Source organism: Nocardia asteroides, assembly GCF_021183625.1.
GTDB classification, from domain to species: domain Bacteria; phylum Actinomycetota; class Actinomycetes; order Mycobacteriales; family Mycobacteriaceae; genus Nocardia; species Nocardia asteroides_A.
This window is the reverse complement of sequence record NZ_CP089214.1, coordinates 1116203-1131757: the sequence shown is the minus strand read 5'-3', so window position 1 is coordinate 1131757 and position 15555 is coordinate 1116203. Positions and strand designations below refer to the sequence as shown.

Sequence of the window (15555 nt, the reverse complement as noted above, 5' to 3'; positions counted from 1 at the left end):
GCGGAACCTTACAGTAGGGGTCGGACCGATCGGGGTCCGCCGGAGAGCGGGAGGACGAGCAACGCATGCCGACGACTCCGCGCACCCCGTGGGCGACGCTGCTGCACGCCTCCTGGCGCTCGGCCTTCGACGCCCGCAGCATCGCCGACCTGCCGGACGAGCTGGTCGGCGGGCTGCTCTCGCTGCCGGGCGTGGCGGCGACCTTCGCCGTCGGCGTGGCGGCCACCGACGCCGCGGTCGCCGCGCGCTGGGCCGACCGCGACGGCACCGCCTTCGTCCCCGCGCCGCTCGCCGCCGAGCTGGCCGCGCGCGCCGCGGAGTGGTACCCCGACCGCGCCGACGGCTCGGCCGAGGCCACCCTGGTCGAGGTCGAACCGGCCGAACTGGAACCCCGATCACCCGAGCTCGCGGCCAGGCTGACCGCGCTCGGCGTGGCCGCGCTGCTGGTGGCGCCGTACCGCCCGGTGGCGGGGCCGTGCGGGCTCGTCGCGCTGGCCACCGTCGCCGCGCCCCCGGTGCCGCCGGATACCGTGACCGCCCTGCGGCAGGCGCGCGACATCATGATCGCCATCGACCGGCAGGTCACCGAGCAGCGGGCGCTCGCCGACCGCGGCCTCGCCGATGCCATCCTGGCCGAGGCATCGCTGCGGATGGGCTCCTCGCTGGAGATCGAGGAGACGCTGCGCGCGGTGGTCAGGATGACCGTGCCCGGCCTGGCCGACGGCGCCGCCGTGCACATCGCCCGCGGCGGGCAGATGGAGCTGGTCGCGGTGGCCCACCTGGACGCGCGCCGGGAGCGCAGCCTCGGCGAGCACCTGCGCGCCGGCCGCTGGGCGGGCGCGCCGGTGGTGCGGCGCGCGGACCGCTCCGGCTGGGAGGACGGCCCGCTGCCCGCCGGGCTCCCGCCCGACGCCAACCTGGACACCGCCACCATCTCGGTGCTGCGGGCGCGCGGGCGCGACGTCGGGCTGCTGACGCTGTTCCACCGGCACGGCTCGGCGCGCAGGCCGACGCACGCCTTCCTGCGCAACCTGGCCGGGCGGGCGGCGCTGGCGATCGACAACGCCGCGCTGTACGCGCAGCAGCGCGCCGACGTCATGTCGCTGCAGCAGCACCTGCTCCCGGCCGCGCTGCCCGAGGTGCCGGGGCTGGAGATGGCGACCGCCTACCGGGTCGCCGACCACAGCCTCGACGTCGGCGGCGATTTCTACGGCCTGGTGCACGAGCCGGAGCACACGCTCACCGCGCTGATGGGCGATGTCTGCGGCCGCGGCGCGCCCGCGGCCGCGCTGACCGGGCTGGCCAGGCACACGCTGGAGACCATCCTGGCCGAGGGGCACAGCCCGGAGCGCGCCTTCGACATCCTGAACACCAAGATGCTGCGCACCGGCGTCGGCCGCTTCCTGACCCTGACCGCGGTCACGCTCGACCTCGCCGCGGGCGGCCCGGAGGGGGTGCCGATCCGGGTGCTCTCCGGCGGGCACCCGGCGCCGCTGATCCTGCGCCGCAACGGCGAGGTGGAGCAGCCGGACTGCTCCGGGCTGCTCGTCGGCGTGCGCCCGGAGCTGGGGCTGAAGCCCTACGACGGCGTGCTGCGCCCCGGCGACCTGATCCTGCTCTACACCGACGGCCTCACCGAGGCGCGGGACGCGGACGGCCGGTTCTTCGAGGACGAGCTGCCCGCGACGCTGGCCGGGCTGCGCGAGCTCCCCGCCGCCGAGCTCGCCGAGACGCTCGCGGCAGGCGCCGACCGCTACCGGGTCGGCGACGACGCCGCCGTGCTCGCCATCCGGCACCGGGGGGCGGCGTCGTGACCGGGCAACGCCTCGTCCTCGTCATCGAGGACTCCGCCGACGACCGGGAGGCGATCGAGCGCGCGCTGCGCGCCTCGCACCCGGACCTGCTCGTCGAGTTCGTCGCCGACGGCGCGGACGGGCCTGCCCGGCTGCGCGACACCGGGAGGCCGCGCCCCGCGCTGGTCCTGCTTGACCTGAACATGCCGGGCACCGACGGCTACACCGTGCTGTCTCTGCTCCGGGCCGAGCCCGCCGCCGCGGAGCTCACGGTGGTGGTCTTCACCTCGTCGACGGCCTCCGGCGACATCGACAGGTGTTACGCCGCTGGTGCGGACAGTTATATCTACAAGCCGGTGGATTTCACCCTGTTCCGGACCGTGCTCCAGGGTGCGGTCGACTACTGGCTGGAGCAGGATCGAGACCACGAGAAGCCGGAAGGGCCGCTGGCACCGGGGTGAGCCGAGACTCAGGTGTGCATCCCGGAAAGACGGGTAGGCCCAGGAATGCCGGTTTCGACGTGAAGAGGAGAGATGGACATATCGGATCGCTCCCCGCGAGCGTTGGAGATCGAGTTCCCCGCGCGCGCCGCCGAACTGGCCGATGTCAGACACGCGCTGCGCGACTGGCTCGCGGAGCACACCGCCGACCCGGACCGGGCCTACGACCTGCTGCTCGCCGCCAGTGAGGCGTGTACGAACTCGGTCGAGCACGGCCACCGCGAGGACGGCAGGGTGATCACGCTGCGCGCGGAGGTCGACGGCAGCAGGGTCTGCGTCACCATCACCGACGGCGGCACCTGGCTCCCGGCCGAGGAGGACGCCGATTCGCACCGCGGCCGCGGCCTCATGCTGATCCGGGCGCTCGTGCCGGATACCAGGGTGATCGTCGGCGACGCCGGGACCGTCGTCGAGCTGAGCGCCCCGCTGCCCTCCTGAGCCGCACCGGCACCGTCTGCACCGAACCTGTTCCACCCCGCGCCGCCGCCGGGGCCACGGCCGCTCACCCCGGGTGCGGCTGTACTCCCGAGCCCGGCGCGCGCCTGGCCCACCAGGCCCTGGCCAGCCCGGCACCGCCGACGGCGAGCCTGCGCGGGATCCCGACGCGGGCCCGCTGCTCGAAGACGGCGAAATCGCTCGCCTCGATCCGGTCCAGGATCTCCGAGTACAGCGTGAGCGCGGTCGCCACGCAGGCCCGCGAGCGCGGCTGCAGCAGGGCGATGCCCGCTTCGGCCTGCCGGTAGATCGTGCGGGTGATCGCGTGCTGCTCGGCGAGCGCCCGGCGCACCCTCGGGTCGGTGCCGCGGTGTGCCTGGCACCAGAGCAGCAGGTCGCGGTCGACGCCGTGCGCGGCGAGTTCGTCGGCGGGCAGGTAGACCCGGTCGCGGGCCAGGTCCTCGTTCACGTCGCGGAGGAAGTTCGTCAGCTGGAAGGCCTTGCCGAGCGCGGCGGCGTAGGGGGCGGCCTCGGCCTCGTCGCCGACGGTGCCGAGCACCGGGAGCACCTGCAACCCGATGACCTCGGCCGAGCCGTAGACGTAGCGGTCGAGTGCGGCGCGGTCGCGGTAGTCGGTGATCTCCAGGTCCATGCGCATGGAGGTGAGGAAGTCGTCGAATAGCGCGTCCGGGATGCGGTGCGCGCGGGCGGTGTGCAGTACCGCGGCGAGCACCGGGTCGGCCTCGGCCTCGCCTGCCCGGAACTGCGCTGCCAGCGTCGCCAGCCCCTCGGCGCGCTCGGCGGTGGAGCGTTCGTCGAACTCGTCCAGGATGTCGTCGGCCCTGCGCGCGAAGCCGTAGAGCGCGTGCACGGCGGGGCGCTGGTCGGGGGCGAGCAGCCGGGTGGCGAGGAAGAAGGTCTTGCCGTGCCTGGCGTTGAGCACCCGGCAGGCCTGGTAGGACCCGCGCAGGGCGGTGTCGGTGATGCCTGCGGCGTCGAGCTCGGTGCGGGTCATGGGCGGTCCGATCGGGTGGGCTGCGTGGTTCCGGTGATCCGGTCGGCGGCCAGCCGCCCGGAGATGAGCACCGGCGGGATACCGACGCCGGGTACGGTCGAGCCGCCCGCGAGGACCACGTTGTCCAGGCCGCGGATCATGTTGGCCGGCCGGAACGGGCCGGTCTGGGCGAGGGTGTGGCCGAGCGCGAACGGGCTGCCCGCCAGCATGCCCTGCCTGGCCCAGTCCGCCGGGGTGACCACGCGCAGCAGCTCCGGATTCGGCAGCGGCTCGGGCAGCCTGGCGTTCGCGATGGCGAGCACCTCCTCGGCGTAGGCCGGGGCGAAGCGGTCCCAGTTGATCCGGCCGCGGTCCAGGTTCGGCACCGGGGCGAGCAGGTAGAGCAGGTCCCGGCCGGCCGGGGCGAGCGACGGGTCGCCCGCGGAGGGGCGGGTCAGCAGCAGCGACGGGTCGGTCATCACCCGGCCGTCCCTGGTGATGTCGCGGAACGCCTGGTCCCACGCCTTCCCGAAGAGCAGCGAGTGGTGCGGCAGCTCCGGGGCCGAATCGACGCCGAGATGCAGGATGACCGCCGACGGCGCCGGGTTCACCTGCACCGGGCGCCGGGAGCGGTGCCCGAGCAGGTCGTAGCTGGTGTGCAGCTCGGTGGTGAGGACGAGCGCGTCGGCGGGCACCCGCTCGCCGTCGGCGGTCCGCACCGCGCGCACCCGGCCGCCGTCCCGCTCGATCGCCGAGACGGCGGCGCCGTAGCGGATCTTCACCCCGGCCGCGGTCGCCGCGGCGGCCAGCGCGTCCGGCACCGCGCGCATGCCGCCGCGCGGGAACCACACCCCGGAGATGGTGTCCATGTAGGCGATCACCGCGTACGCGGCCAGCGCCTTGCTCGGCGCGACCCCGGCGTAGAGCGACTGGAAGGTGAAGATCCGGCGCAGGTCCGGGTCGGTGATGTGGTCGGCGACGGCCCGGTCCCAGCGCCGGAAGCCGCCCAGCGCCACCAGCCTGGCCAGCGCGGGGGAGACCAGGGAGAGCGGCGAGTCGAAGTTCGACGCGATGAACCCGTCGAACTCGGCCTGGTACAGCCGGCTCAGCCAGTCGCGCAGCCGCAGGTAGCCGCCCGCCTGCGCGGGGCCGGCGAACTCGGTGATGGCGGCGGCCATCAGCCCGGCGTCGTGGTGCACGTCGAGCGCCCTGCCGTCGGCGTAGCGGGCGCGGTAGGCCGGGTCCACCCGGTCGAGGGTGAGCCGGTCCGCGGTGCGCTCGCCGACCGCGGCGAAGGCGTCGTCGAGCAGCTCCGGCATGGTGAGCACGGTCGGGCCGGTGTCCAGGTGGTAGCCGGCGATGTCGGCGCGGCCTGCCCGCCCGCCGGGGACGTCGTCGCGCTCGAGCAGGGTGACCTCCCGGCCGCGGCCCGCGAGGTACATGGCGGTGGTGAGCCCGGCCAAGCCGGCGCCGACCACAACGACACGGTCGGTACGACCGGGAACAGTGCGCATCGTGCTGCTTCTCCTCAGAGTTCGCGGGTGGTGCAGATCAGCGCCATGCCGTCGAGCAGGCGCAGTTCGGGCTCGTCGATCCGGGCGCCCCGGATCCGGTCGCGGGCCTCGGTGACCCGCTCGGTGATCATCGCCTCGATCCGCTCGGCCGCGCCGGTGGCGCTGATCAGCGCGCGCGCCGCGGTGACGGCGGCGGCGTCGAGCACGGGCGCGGCCAGCAGCTCGGCGAGCGCGCGGGCGGTGGCTGGGTCGGCCATCTCCTGCGCGGCGACGACGACGGTGGTCGCCTTGCGCTGGCCGAGGTCGCTGTCGGCGGGTTTGCCCGTGGTCTCCGCGCTGCCGAAGACGCCGAGCACGTCGTCGCGGAGCTGGAACGCCTCGCCGACCAGCGTGCCGTACCGGGAGAGCGCCTCGATCGTCTGCTCCTGGCAGCCCGCCATCAGCGCGCCGAGCTCCAGCGGCCTGCGCACGGTGTAGTTGCCGGACTTGGCGCGCGCGATGGCGAGCACCGACTCCAGCGTCGGGGTGACGCGGGCGTCGTTCACCAGGTCGGCGAACTGCCCGAGCGCCAGCTCGACCCGCATCCGGTCGTACCGCGGCCACATGCGGAGCAGCGCGCGCTCGTCGATCCCGCTCTCCCGCAGCATGCGCTCGGACCAGACCAGGCAGAGGTCACCGAGCAGGGTGGCGGCCGATTCGCCGAACCGGGCGGCGTCGCCGGGCAGCCCGAGCTCGCGGTGGTAGTTCGCGAAGGCGCGATGCGCGGCCGGTTCGCCGCGGCGCAGCTCGGCCTCGTCCATGACGTCGTCCTGCAGCAGCGCGAAGGCCTGCAGCAGCTCCAGCGCGGCGGCGGCGCGCAGCGCGGCCGGGCTCGGGTCGGCGCCGCAGAGCCAGCCCAGGTACAGGAACATCGGCCGCAGGCATTTGCCGCCGAGCGCGTAATGCCGCAGGACGCCGTCCAGGGGGATTCCGCTGATCGGCTCCGGCTGATTCCGCTGCACGAACGATTCGAGTTCGCGGGCCACCTCGGTGCGCACCCCGGCCCGCCAGCGCGGCGGCGAGCACTCCTCGCCGTCCGGTGCGGTCAGGAGGTGGCGTATCCGATGTGGCTCGGAGAACACGGCACTCACTCGGACTCCTCGTCTGCAGTCGGGCTGGTCGCCATCGTATCGCAACGATGCACAAATGATGCATCGCGTGCGGGGCGTTCACCTACGTTTCGATACGTTCGGCAGAGCGGATGGGACCGAGTTCGGTAATTTTCTTAATCATCGATTTGCCCGAATTTCGCCGGGTGAACCCGCGGATTTCAGGACGACGAGGGCAGCCAGGGCTCACCGCGCAGCGGCCGTCCGTCGGCTGCCCTTCGCTCGTTGTCGCGCAGCCGTGGCTCGTAGTGCGCGAAGAAGACGGTGCCGACGAGATCGCGCCTGCTGCGGACACCGGTCTTCTCGAAGATGCCCTTCAGGTGCTGCTGCACGGTGTGCGCCGACAGCACCAGCTCCGCGGCGATCCGCGAGGTGGAGGCGCCCCGCAGGACCAGCCGGGTGACGTCCTTCTCCCGCTCGGTCAGGCCGTAGGCCGACATGAGCAGCGGGTACAGCCTGCCGGGGCCTGCGGGTTCGATGATGACGGCGACGCGCCGGTCGCCGGTCGAGTTCAGGCAGGCGCCGTGCAGCACGACCCAGGCGCCCGTGCGCGACAGCACCCGGACCACGGTGACCAGGTCGCCGCCGTCCGGGTGCTCGGCCGCGCGCAGGGTCCGGCCCGCCAGCGCCAGCACCGAGGAGGGCAGGCGGCCCGCCGCCCAGTCACCGTCCGGTAGCTCCGCGAGCCTGCGCGGGACGCCCGGCGTCGTCGATTCGACCGCGCAGTGCCGATCGAGGACGAGCAGCCCCGGCGAGTCGGCGGAGTCGGGCTGCTGCGCCTGGCCGAGCAGCAGCGCCGCGCGGGCGGCCTCGGCGAGCAGCGGCGTCACCGAGCGCACGAAGCTCTGCTCGTCCGCGCTGAACAGCGGGGTGCGCGGCTCGCGGTAGAGCCCGAGCGCGCCCCAGACCTCACCGGAGCGGGTGCGCAGCCGCGCGACCAGTTCCTGGTCGCCGCCCATGGTCATATTGCGGTGCCAGCGGGGGCTGCGCGCTGGTTCGCCGCCGGTCGCCTCGTGCAGGGTGGCGATGCCCGATGCCGAGCGGGCGACCGTCGCGAGCTGGTTGACGTCGTCGGTGTAGTACTCGCTGACCAGCCAGTCGCCGGGGAACTCGGCGAGGCCGCGGTGGTAGTGGCTGGTCATCAGGAGGGAGGCGGGGTCGAGGGTGTAGAAGCACGGTGTCCAGTAGTGCGGGACGGCGCGCGCCAGGATCTCGGACGCCTCCTGCCAGAGCGAAACCAGGTCGCGCGGTTCGCCGCACAGCCGGGTGATCTGCTCCGTCGCCCGCCGGAACACCTCCGTGCTCATCACCCCACGGTACGACCAGCCACCGCTCCGCGACATGCCAGGTTTCTGGTATTCCCGGCCCCGGCTCGTCGCCCTAGCGTCGATATCGAGCGAAGGAGTTCCCGATGACGGTCACCACCACCGGGGTCCGGCTGGCCCCGCCGCCCCCCGCGCTGATGCGCGTGGTCAATCCGCTGGTCCGCCGCGTGCTCGCGAACCGGCGGCTCGGCCGCCGGATCCCGCTGCAGGCGCTGCTCGAGTTCACCGGGCGGCGCAGCGGCAGGAGGCTCCGGGTGCCGGTCTGCCTGCACTCGGTCGACGGGGTGCCGACGGTCTTCACCGAACGGCCGTGGCGGCTGAATTTCACCGAGCCCGCCCCGGTCGTCGTCACCCAGCGGGGGCGGGTCCGGACCGGGCACGCCGTCCTGCTGCACGTCGGTCCCGTCGAGCGGGGACGAGCGATGCGGCAGGCGCTGGACAACGGCGCGACCCCGTTCGAGCTCGGGCTGAAGGTCGGCCGCGGCCACACCCCGACCGCCGATGAGCTCTCGGCGATCGCCCGCTCCCTCATCCGCGTCGACTTCCCCGAGGAGTGAGAGACCATGCACGTCAACCGCATCGGACGCGATATCACCGTGCTCGCCGACTGTCAGGAGGTTCCCGGCATCGGGTTCGTCCCGGTCAACGCCTTCGTCCTGCACGCCGCCGAGCCCGTGGTGATCGACACCGGGCTGCCCGGAGCGGGCTTCCTGGACGCGCTCGGATCGGTGCTCGACCCGGGCGAGGTCGAGTGGATCTGGATCACCCACCCGGACCGGGACCACACCGGGGCGCTGCGCGAGCTGCTCGCCGCCGCCCCGCGTGCCCGCCTGGTCACGACGTTCCTCGGCATGGGGATCATGTCGATGGAGGGCCCGCTCCCGATGGACCGGGTCTACCTCCTCAACCCGGGGCAGTCGCTCGACGTCGGCGACCGCCGGATCACCGCCTTCCGGCCGCCGCTGTTCGACAACCCGTCCACCACCGGCTGCTACGACGAGCGCACCGGTGCCTGCTTCAGCTCCGACTGCTTCGGCGCCCCGATGCCGACCGCGGAGTTCGCCACCTGCCCCGACGCAGGCTGCGTCGACCCCGCCGAACTGCGCGAACGCCAGCTGCTGTGGGCGACCGCGGACAGCCCCTGGGTGCACACTGTCGACCGCGCCAGGTATCTCGGCACCCTGGCCGAGCTGCGCGCGCTCGACCCGGCGCTGATCCTCGGCACCCACCTGCCGCCCGCCGCCGGCCGCGCGGCCGAGTTCCTGGCGACGATCGCCGCGGCGCCCGGCGCCGATCCCTTCGTCGGCCCCGATCAGGCCGCGCTCGAACAGCTGCTCGCCGGCTTCGAACCCGTGCCGTGACGGGGACTCAGGGAAGCGGGGCCGACCAGCGCAGCACGGTGCCCCCGCGCTCGCCCTTCTCCAGCCCGAAGGTGCCGCCCGCCGCCTCGGCCCTGGCGGCGAGGTTGGCCAGGCCGCTGTAGCGGCCGGTGCGGTCCGGAAGGCCGGTGCCGTCGTCGGTGATCAGGATGGTGGCGTCGTCATCGACGGTGAGCACGACCGAGATCGCGGTGGCGCCCGCGTGCCGCACGGCATTGCTGACGCCCTCGCGCAACACCGCCTCGACGTGGTCGGAGAGCGGCGGCCCGAGCACCGAGACCGGGCCGGCCAGCCGGACCGTGGTGCGCAGCCCGCTGTCCGCGGTGGTCTCGGAGACGATGCCGTGCAGCCGCTTGCGGAAGGTGGCGGAGTCGGCGGCGGTGTTGCTCTGCAGGTCGAAGATGGAGTGCCGGATGTCCTGCACGATCGACTGCAGGTCGTTCACGGTGTCCGAGAGCCGGGTGCGGATCTCCGGGTTGTGCGAGCGCTGCACCGTTCCCTGCAGCGAGAGCCCGACGCTGAAGAGCCGCTGGATCACGTGGTCGTGCAGGTCGCGGGCGATCCGGTCGCGGTCGGAGAGCACGTCCAGCTCGCGCATCCGGCGCTGCTGCGCCGCCAGCCGCAGCGCGAGCGCCGCCTGCCCGGCGAAGGCCTGCATGATCGACTGCCCGGCGGCGTCCAGCGGCGGCGCGCCGTGCGGGCGCAGCGTGGTCAGCACGCCGATCACGGTGGTGCCGGCGTGCAGCGGCAGGATCAGCGCGGGGCCGAACGAGGTGTCGCGCGGAAAGAGCGGCGCGGGTGCGTAGTCGGCGACCGAGACCGGCCGCCGGTCCCGGAAGGCGGCGCCGGAGCGGGATTCGTCGATCGGGATGATGCGCCCGGTGATCGGCGCGGACTCGGCGCCCGCGGCGGCGACCACCACCAGGTCGGTCACCTCCTCGTGCGGGATGTCCGGGTCCTCGGGCAGCGCGAGGAAGGCGCAGGCGGCGCCGGTCAGGGTGAGCGCGCGGCGCACGATCAGCTCCAGCACCTCGTCCGGCTCGCCGCCCGCGAGCAGCTCGGTGGCGACCTCCTGGGTTGCCTCCAGCCACTGCTGCCGGATCCGGGACTCCTCGTAGAGCCTGGCGTTGGCGATGGCGATACCGGCCGCGGCGGCCAGCGCCCGCACCACCACCTCGTCGTCCTCGGTGAACTCCTGGCCGCCGCGCTTCTCGGTCAGGTAGAGGTTGCCGAACACCTCGTCGCGCACCTTCACCGGGACACCGAGGAAGGTGCTCATCGGCGGGTGGTTGTGCGGGAACCCGACCGACCCGGCGTGCGCCGAGAGCTGCGCCAGCCGCAGCGGTTTCGGGTCCTCGATGAGCAGCCCGAGCACGCCGTGGCCGCGCGGGAGGTCGCCGATCAGCATCCGGCCGCGGTCGTCGATACCCTCGTAGACGAACTCGGCGAGCTGCTTGCTGTCCTTGCCGGTCTCCCGCACGCCGAGCGCGCCGTAGCTCGCGTCCACCAGCTCGATGGCGGTGTGCACGATGGTGCGCAGCGTGTTGTCCAGGTCGAGGCCCGCGGTGACGACCAGCATGGCCTCCATGAGCCGGTCCATCTTGTCCCGGACGCCGACGATCTGGGTGATCCGCTCCTGCACCTCCAGCAGCAGCTCGTTCAGCCGCAGCTGGGAGAGGGCTTGGCCGACCGGGGTGTGGCCGTCCATCCGGTCGCCGCCCGCCCCGGCGCGGGGTTCAGCGTCCGTCACGGCCGAGTTTGGAGGCGAGGACCGCGGCCTGGGTGCGGCGCTCCACCCCCAGCTTGGCGAGCAGCCGGGACACGTAGTTCTTCACCGTCTTCTCGGCAAGGAACATCTCGGCCGCGATCTGCCGGTTGGTGAGCCCCTTGCCGAGCAGCGCGAGCAGCGTGCGCTCCTGCTCGGTGAGGGTGGCGAGCGGCCCCGCCTTCTGCTCGGCCTGCGCGCGCAGCTTCGCCATCAGCGCGGCGGCGGCCCGGTTGTCCAGCAGCGACTTGCCCGCGCCGACCGCGCGAATGGCGTCGACCAGCTCCAGCGTGCCGATGTCCTTGACGACGTAGCCGCTGGCCCCGGCCAGGATGGCGTCGAGCATGGCCTGCTCGTCGGTGAACGAGGTGAGGATCAGGCAGCGCAGCCCGGGCAGCTGGGAGAGCAGCTCGCGGCACAGCTCGATGCCGTTGCCGTCGGGCAGCCGCACGTCGAGCACCGCGACGTCCGGGCGCAGCGCCGGAATCCGGGCCAGCGCGTGCGCCACGCTCTCCGCGCCGCCGACCATCTCCAGGTCCGGCTCGGCGTCGATCAGGTCGGCCAGCCCGCGCCGCACGATCTCGTGATCGTCGACCAGGAACACCCGGATCATCGCCGTCGCCTCTCGTCGCACCGATTTCGATACCAGCATGACAGGCATGGCCCGGCGCCGGAGTGGAAGGGCGGGGACGGAAGGGGGACGAGCCGAGGAGGCACAGATGCGAGCACTGCGGTTGACGGCGTGGAGATCCGATCCGGAGCTGGTCGAGGTGGATCAGCCGCATCCGGGACCGGGGCAGGCGGTGGTGCGGGTCGGTGCGGCCGGGGCCTGCCACTCCGACCTGCACCTCATGCGCGACTTCTCCGACGACGGCCCGGTGCCGTGGCACCCGCCGTTCACGCTCGGCCACGAGAACGCCGGCTGGGTGCACGAGATCGGCTCCGGCGTCGCGGGTTTCGAGGTCGGGCAGCCGGTCGCGGTGTACGGGCCGTGGGGCTGCGGGGTCTGCGCGCACTGCTCCCGCGGCTTCGACACCTACTGCGAGAACCCGGCGGCGGCCCCGGTGCCCGGTGGCGGCGGCGGGCTCGGCATGGACGGCGGCATGGCCGAGTACCTGCTGGTCCCTGCGGTCAGGCACCTGGTCCCGCTGCCGGACGGGCTGGACCCGCTGCGCGCCGCGCCGCTCACCGACGCCGCGCTCACCCCGTACCACGCCATCCGCCGCTCCTGGGCCAAGCTGACGCCGGGCAGCACCGCCGTCGTGATCGGCGCGGGCGGGCTCGGGCACCTCGCCGTGCAGATCCTCAAAGCGACGACCGCAGCGCGGGTGATCGCGGTCGACCTCCGCGAAGAGGCACTCGAGCTGGCCGCCCGCGCCGGCGCGGACCGCACCCTGCGCTCGGACGAGAACGCCGCGCAGGCGATCCGCGACGCCACCGGCGGACACGGCGCCGACGCGATCTTCGACTGCGTCGGCGCCGACCCGACGCTCGCGCTCGGCGCGGCGGCGGGCCGGGTGCTCGGCGATCTCACCGTGATCGGGATCGGCGGCGGCACCCTGCCGGTGTCGTTCTTCTCGGTGCCCTACGAGCTCTCCGTGCAGACCACCTACTGGGGCGGCCGCTACGAACTCGCCGAGGTGCTCGACCTCGCCGCGCGCGGCCTGCTGCACGCCGAGACCACCACCTTCGCCCTGGACGACGCGGTCGAGGCCTACCACCGGCTGGAGCGCGGCGAGATCACCGGCCGGGCCGTCGTGGTGCCCTGACGAACTCGGTTCGGGGACCTTCGGCCCTGAACACCGGCCGCGCGGGGGTGCACCCTGGACGGGTGATCGAAGGGGCAGTGAGCGATCGGAAAACACAGGCGGGCACGGCGGGGTGCCCGGAGTCGGTGGTCGACGAGACCGTCGAGCGGCTCCGCGCGGAGTTCGAGGACCGGCTGGCGGCCGGGGCGATCGATGAGATCGTCCGGCGCTGCCTGAGCGACCTCGCCGGAATTCCGGCGGGCTCGCTCCCGGAACTCGCCGAACGCTCCGCGCGGCAGCGGCTGCTGGAGGTGAGCGCGCCACCGGGCCGGTGAGCGCTATCGTGCTTGCATGCCGCCGGAATTCACCTTCAGGGCCACCAATACCGCGCATCGGCTGCTCACCAGGCTGACCTTCGGCAGGTTCGGGCACCGCATCGTCGGCATGCCGTCGCTCGAGCTCACCACCGTCGGCAGGCGGTCGGGGAAGGAGCACGCGGTGCTGCTCACCGCGCCGATCGTGGAGGACGGCGGCTATGTGGTCGTCGCCTCCAAGGCGGGCGAGCACAAACACCCCGCCTGGTACCACAATCTGCTCGCGCACCCGGAGGTCACGGTCTCGGTGCAGGGCGGGCCGCGCACGCCGATGCGCGCCAGGGTCGCCGACCCCGCCGAGCGCGCCGAACTCTGGCCCCGGGTCACCGCAGGCCACCCGATCTACGCGAACTACCAGACCCGCACCGACCGCGAGATCCCGCTGGTGCTGCTCACCCCGCGCGACGGCGCGTGACCGCGGTGCGCACCGCCACCATCCGCGGCGCCCGCCGCACCGAGGTGGCCGCCGTCGCGGAGCTGCTCGCCGCCGCCATGTTCGACGATCCGCTCTCCCGCTGGCTGCACCCGGTCCCCGAGTGGCGCGGCGCCGAGCTGCGCGGCTCCTTCGAGCTGGAGATCGAGCGGGTGTGCAGGCCCGCGCTCGGCGCGCACGTGCTCGTCGACCCGGACGGCGCGCTGCTCGCCGCCGCGCTCTGGACCCCGCTGCCGTATCGGCTCTCCTGGCTCCAGCAGGCCCGGCTGCGCACCGCGCTGCGCGGGCTGCACGGCGAGCGCGACCTCTACCTGCAGCACGTCAGTACCGCCACCTTCACCGCGGCCCCGCATCGCCCGCACTGGCACCTGCTCGCCATCGGCACCGATCCCGCCGCCCGCGGGCAGGGCCACGGCCGCGCCCTGCTCGACTTCGGCATCGCCCGCGCCGACGCCGAGGGGCTCCCCACGCACCTGGAGACCACCGAACCGGCCCGGATCGGCTTCTACGCGCGGGCCGGGTACCGGATCGCCGCCGAGGTCGACCTGCCCTACGGCGGCCCGCGCTCGACCATCTTCTGCCGCGAGGCGAGCTGACCCTGCCGCGAGGCCAGCTGACTCTGCCGCGAGGCCAGCTGACTCTGCCGCGAGGCGAGCTGACTCTGCCGCGCGGCGAGCCGACTCAGCCGTACTGCGCGAGCAGCAGCCCGATCATGCCGATCTCCTTGGTCTGCTCGGTGACCATCTCCCGCGCCGCCTGCTTGACCGGCCCCGCGGTGAGCAGGGCGTCGGCGCCGCGGGCCATGGCGACGCCGCCGTAGTGGTGGCGCTGCACGAGCCGCAGGAAAACGACCTCGGCGTCGCGGCCGCGGGCGGCGGCGAGCGCGTCGAGCTCGGCGCGGGTCGCCATGCCCATCGAGGTGTCGACCGGCTGGGCATCGGCGACCGGGGCGCCGTGGTGACCGGTGCCGGTCTCGTGCAGCCACGCCATCGGCCGCGGATTGCTCGGCAGGGTGTTCGCCAGCCGCAGCCAGCCGAGCATGGTGCCGAGCTCGACCCGCTGCACGTCGTCGATCTGCCGGGCGAGCCGGGCGATCACCGGCGAGACGCCGGGATCGAGGGACTGGACCATGAGCAGCGCCTGCTCGTGGTGCGCCGTCATGTCCTGCAGGAAGGCGATCTCGGTCGTGTTAAGGATCTCCCGCTCCGGCACATCGTCCGAGACGAAGAGCGGGCGGACGGCTGCGCCCAGCGTCACCAGCAGGGCAGCCAGCGCGACGAGCGCGGCGCCTGCGACGACGGAGCGGCGGTCCACCCGCCGACGGTACCGCGCGCGGTGCATCGCGCACGGTGGAATCGGCTGCGAAGCGCGGAATCCACCGCGGATCACCCGGGTGGGCTCAGGGCTCCCAGGTGATCCGGCCGCCCTGGAAGTCCTGGGCCTTGCCGTCGCCGAAGTCGTACTCGTCGCTGGTCGGGTAGCCGTAGCGGCCGCCGTCGCCGCCTGCCGCCACCCACTTCTCGCGCAGCGCGCCCCACACCACGTGCGCGCCGGAGGCCGAGGCCCAGTAGATCGCGCCGCCGTTGAACAGGTTGTACTTGCCGCCGCGGGCGCCCGCCTGCTCGTCGGTGACCGGGAAACCGAGCGCGCCGCCCTCCCAGCCGTAACTGCCCCACTTGTCCCGGATCGAGCCGCTCACCTGGTGCGCCGCGGTGCCGACCGACCAGTACACCGAGCCGCCCTGGAAGTGCGCGAACCGCCCGGCACCGCCCGGGGTCGCGGCCTCGCGGGTGGCCGGGTAGCCGAGGAAACCGCCCTCCGAGCCGAACTGGCCCCACTTCTCCCGGATCGGCCCGGTCACCGCCTGCGCGCCGGTGGCCTCGGACCAGTAGACCGCGGCATTGCGCGCGAACCCCTGCCACTTGCCGCCGCGCGCCGCGTCCTGCTCCGGCCCGGTCGGATCACCCAGCGCGTCCACCCCGCCCGCCCCGTCGAACTCGACCTCGATCGCCCCGCCGACCTCGAACGGGCCCACCGGCCGCGCCCCCGCCGCCTGCGTCCCCGCCGCCAGCAGCAGTGCCGCCAGCGCGGCCGTCGTCGTCACCCTGGTCGCTCGCATGGAGTTGCCCTTCGCTGGTCGAATGAGG

17 protein-coding genes are annotated in these 15555 nt (G+C 73.7%); 9 read left to right on the top strand and 8 right to left on the bottom strand.

The window, feature by feature from the left end:
• Positions 1-65 precede the first annotated feature (65 nt).
• The 3 genes from LTT61_RS05615 to LTT61_RS05605 all read left to right on the top strand — a co-directional run bounded on the left by LTT61_RS05615 (position 66) and on the right by LTT61_RS05605 (position 2731).
• Positions 66-1814 carry a PP2C family protein-serine/threonine phosphatase gene (locus LTT61_RS05615; RefSeq protein ID WP_233018864.1) on the top strand — a complete coding sequence of 583 codons (1749 nt, stop codon included), beginning with the start codon at positions 66-68 and terminating at the stop codon, positions 1812-1814.
• Entirely contained in the window at positions 1811-2254 is a 444-nt protein-coding gene (locus LTT61_RS05610) for a response regulator (protein ID WP_233018863.1), read from the top strand. Before LTT61_RS05615 ends, LTT61_RS05610 begins: the two co-directional genes overlap by 4 nt.
• A 72-nt stretch (positions 2255-2326) precedes the next feature.
• Positions 2327-2731, top strand: a complete 405-nt coding sequence (locus LTT61_RS05605; RefSeq protein ID WP_233018862.1) for an ATP-binding protein — start codon at positions 2327-2329, stop codon at positions 2729-2731.
• 64 nt (positions 2732-2795) lie between these two features.
• On the opposite strand, the gene LTT61_RS05600 is transcribed toward LTT61_RS05605, so the two are convergent.
• From LTT61_RS05600 to LTT61_RS05585, 4 genes are all read right to left on the bottom strand, one after another.
• Positions 2796-3743, bottom strand: a complete 948-nt coding sequence (locus LTT61_RS05600) for a phytoene/squalene synthase family protein (RefSeq protein ID WP_233018861.1) — start codon at positions 3741-3743, stop codon at positions 2796-2798.
• Complete coding sequence (crtI, locus tag LTT61_RS05595) at positions 3740-5236, bottom strand: phytoene desaturase family protein (protein WP_233018860.1); 1497 nt, start codon at positions 5234-5236, stop codon at positions 3740-3742. Before crtI ends, LTT61_RS05600 begins: the two co-directional genes overlap by 4 nt.
• Positions 5237-5250: 14 nt before the next feature.
• Positions 5251-6366: a polyprenyl synthetase family protein gene (locus tag LTT61_RS05590; protein ID WP_233018859.1), complete on the bottom strand. Its 1116-nt coding sequence runs from the start codon at positions 6364-6366 to the stop codon at positions 5251-5253.
• Positions 6367-6545: 179 nt separating this feature from the next.
• Positions 6546-7691 (bottom strand): helix-turn-helix transcriptional regulator, encoded by a 1146-nt coding sequence (locus tag LTT61_RS05585; RefSeq protein ID WP_233018858.1) that lies wholly within the window; start codon positions 7689-7691, stop codon positions 6546-6548.
• 104 nt (positions 7692-7795) lie between these two features.
• Here LTT61_RS05585 and LTT61_RS05580 point away from each other — a divergent pair, with 104 nt between their 5' ends.
• Positions 7796-8266: a grhN gene (locus LTT61_RS05580; RefSeq protein ID WP_233018857.1), complete on the top strand. Its 471-nt coding sequence runs from the start codon at positions 7796-7798 to the stop codon at positions 8264-8266.
• Positions 8267-8272: 6 nt separating this feature from the next.
• Positions 8273-9070, top strand: a complete 798-nt coding sequence (locus LTT61_RS05575) for an MBL fold metallo-hydrolase (RefSeq protein WP_233018856.1) — start codon at positions 8273-8275, stop codon at positions 9068-9070.
• Between the two features lie 7 nt (positions 9071-9077).
• Here LTT61_RS05575 and LTT61_RS05570 read toward each other — a convergent pair whose 3' ends face one another.
• Entirely contained in the window at positions 9078-10796 is a 1719-nt protein-coding gene (locus LTT61_RS05570) for a GAF domain-containing sensor histidine kinase (protein ID WP_233020885.1), read from the bottom strand.
• Positions 10797-10824: 28 nt separating this feature from the next.
• Positions 10825-11466: a response regulator transcription factor gene (locus LTT61_RS05565; RefSeq protein ID WP_233018855.1), complete on the bottom strand. Its 642-nt coding sequence runs from the start codon at positions 11464-11466 to the stop codon at positions 10825-10827.
• 106 nt (positions 11467-11572) lie between these two features.
• Here LTT61_RS05565 and LTT61_RS05560 point away from each other — a divergent pair, with 106 nt between their 5' ends.
• The 4 genes from LTT61_RS05560 (at position 11573) to LTT61_RS05545 (ending at position 14004) form a co-directional block, all read left to right on the top strand.
• Complete coding sequence (locus LTT61_RS05560; RefSeq protein ID WP_233018854.1) at positions 11573-12622, top strand: NAD(P)-dependent alcohol dehydrogenase; 1050 nt, start codon at positions 11573-11575, stop codon at positions 12620-12622.
• Between the two features lie 62 nt (positions 12623-12684).
• On the top strand, positions 12685-12936 hold the full coding sequence (locus LTT61_RS05555; protein ID WP_233018853.1) for a hypothetical protein: 252 nt from the start codon (positions 12685-12687) through the stop codon (positions 12934-12936).
• A 16-nt stretch (positions 12937-12952) separates the two neighbouring features.
• Complete coding sequence (locus tag LTT61_RS05550) at positions 12953-13390, top strand: nitroreductase/quinone reductase family protein (protein ID WP_233018852.1); 438 nt, start codon at positions 12953-12955, stop codon at positions 13388-13390.
• Positions 13387-14004: a GNAT family N-acetyltransferase gene (locus tag LTT61_RS05545; RefSeq protein ID WP_233018851.1), complete on the top strand. Its 618-nt coding sequence runs from the start codon at positions 13387-13389 to the stop codon at positions 14002-14004. Before LTT61_RS05550 ends, LTT61_RS05545 begins: the two co-directional genes overlap by 4 nt.
• An 85-nt stretch (positions 14005-14089) precedes the next feature.
• Here LTT61_RS05545 and LTT61_RS05540 read toward each other — a convergent pair whose 3' ends face one another.
• Both LTT61_RS05540 and LTT61_RS05535 read right to left on the bottom strand, forming a co-directional pair.
• Positions 14090-14722, bottom strand: a complete 633-nt coding sequence (locus tag LTT61_RS05540; protein WP_233018850.1) for a DUF305 domain-containing protein — start codon at positions 14720-14722, stop codon at positions 14090-14092.
• Between the two features lie 85 nt (positions 14723-14807).
• Positions 14808-15527 carry an LGFP repeat-containing protein gene (locus LTT61_RS05535; protein WP_233018849.1) on the bottom strand — a complete coding sequence of 240 codons (720 nt, stop codon included), beginning with the start codon at positions 15525-15527 and terminating at the stop codon, positions 14808-14810.
• Positions 15528-15555 lie beyond the last annotated feature (28 nt).

Bases quoted from the DNA above. Each gene is read 5' to 3' on its own strand.
- LTT61_RS05615 (WP_233018864.1), top strand. From the start codon at position 66: ATGCCGACGACTCCGCGCACCCCGTGGGCGACGCTGCTGCACGCCTCC.
- LTT61_RS05605 (WP_233018862.1), top strand. From the start codon at position 2,327: ATGGACATATCGGATCGCTCCCCGCGAGCGTTGGAGATCGAGTTCCCC.
- LTT61_RS05600 (WP_233018861.1), bottom strand. From the start codon at position 3,743: ATGACCCGCACCGAGCTCGACGCCGCAGGCATCACCGACACCGCCCTG.
- crtI (WP_233018860.1), bottom strand. From the start codon at position 5,236: ATGCGCACTGTTCCCGGTCGTACCGACCGTGTCGTTGTGGTCGGCGCC.
- LTT61_RS05585 (WP_233018858.1), bottom strand. From the start codon at position 7,691: ATGAGCACGGAGGTGTTCCGGCGGGCGACGGAGCAGATCACCCGGCTG.
- LTT61_RS05580 (WP_233018857.1), top strand. From the start codon at position 7,796: ATGACGGTCACCACCACCGGGGTCCGGCTGGCCCCGCCGCCCCCCGCG.
- LTT61_RS05575 (WP_233018856.1), top strand. From the start codon at position 8,273: ATGCACGTCAACCGCATCGGACGCGATATCACCGTGCTCGCCGACTGT.
- LTT61_RS05570 (WP_233020885.1), bottom strand. From the start codon at position 10,796: ATGGACGGCCACACCCCGGTCGGCCAAGCCCTCTCCCAGCTGCGGCTG.
- LTT61_RS05565 (WP_233018855.1), bottom strand. From the start codon at position 11,466: ATGATCCGGGTGTTCCTGGTCGACGATCACGAGATCGTGCGGCGCGGG.
- LTT61_RS05560 (WP_233018854.1), top strand. From the start codon at position 11,573: ATGCGAGCACTGCGGTTGACGGCGTGGAGATCCGATCCGGAGCTGGTC.
- LTT61_RS05550 (WP_233018852.1), top strand. From the start codon at position 12,953: ATGCCGCCGGAATTCACCTTCAGGGCCACCAATACCGCGCATCGGCTG.
- LTT61_RS05535 (WP_233018849.1), bottom strand. From the start codon at position 15,527: ATGCGAGCGACCAGGGTGACGACGACGGCCGCGCTGGCGGCACTGCTG.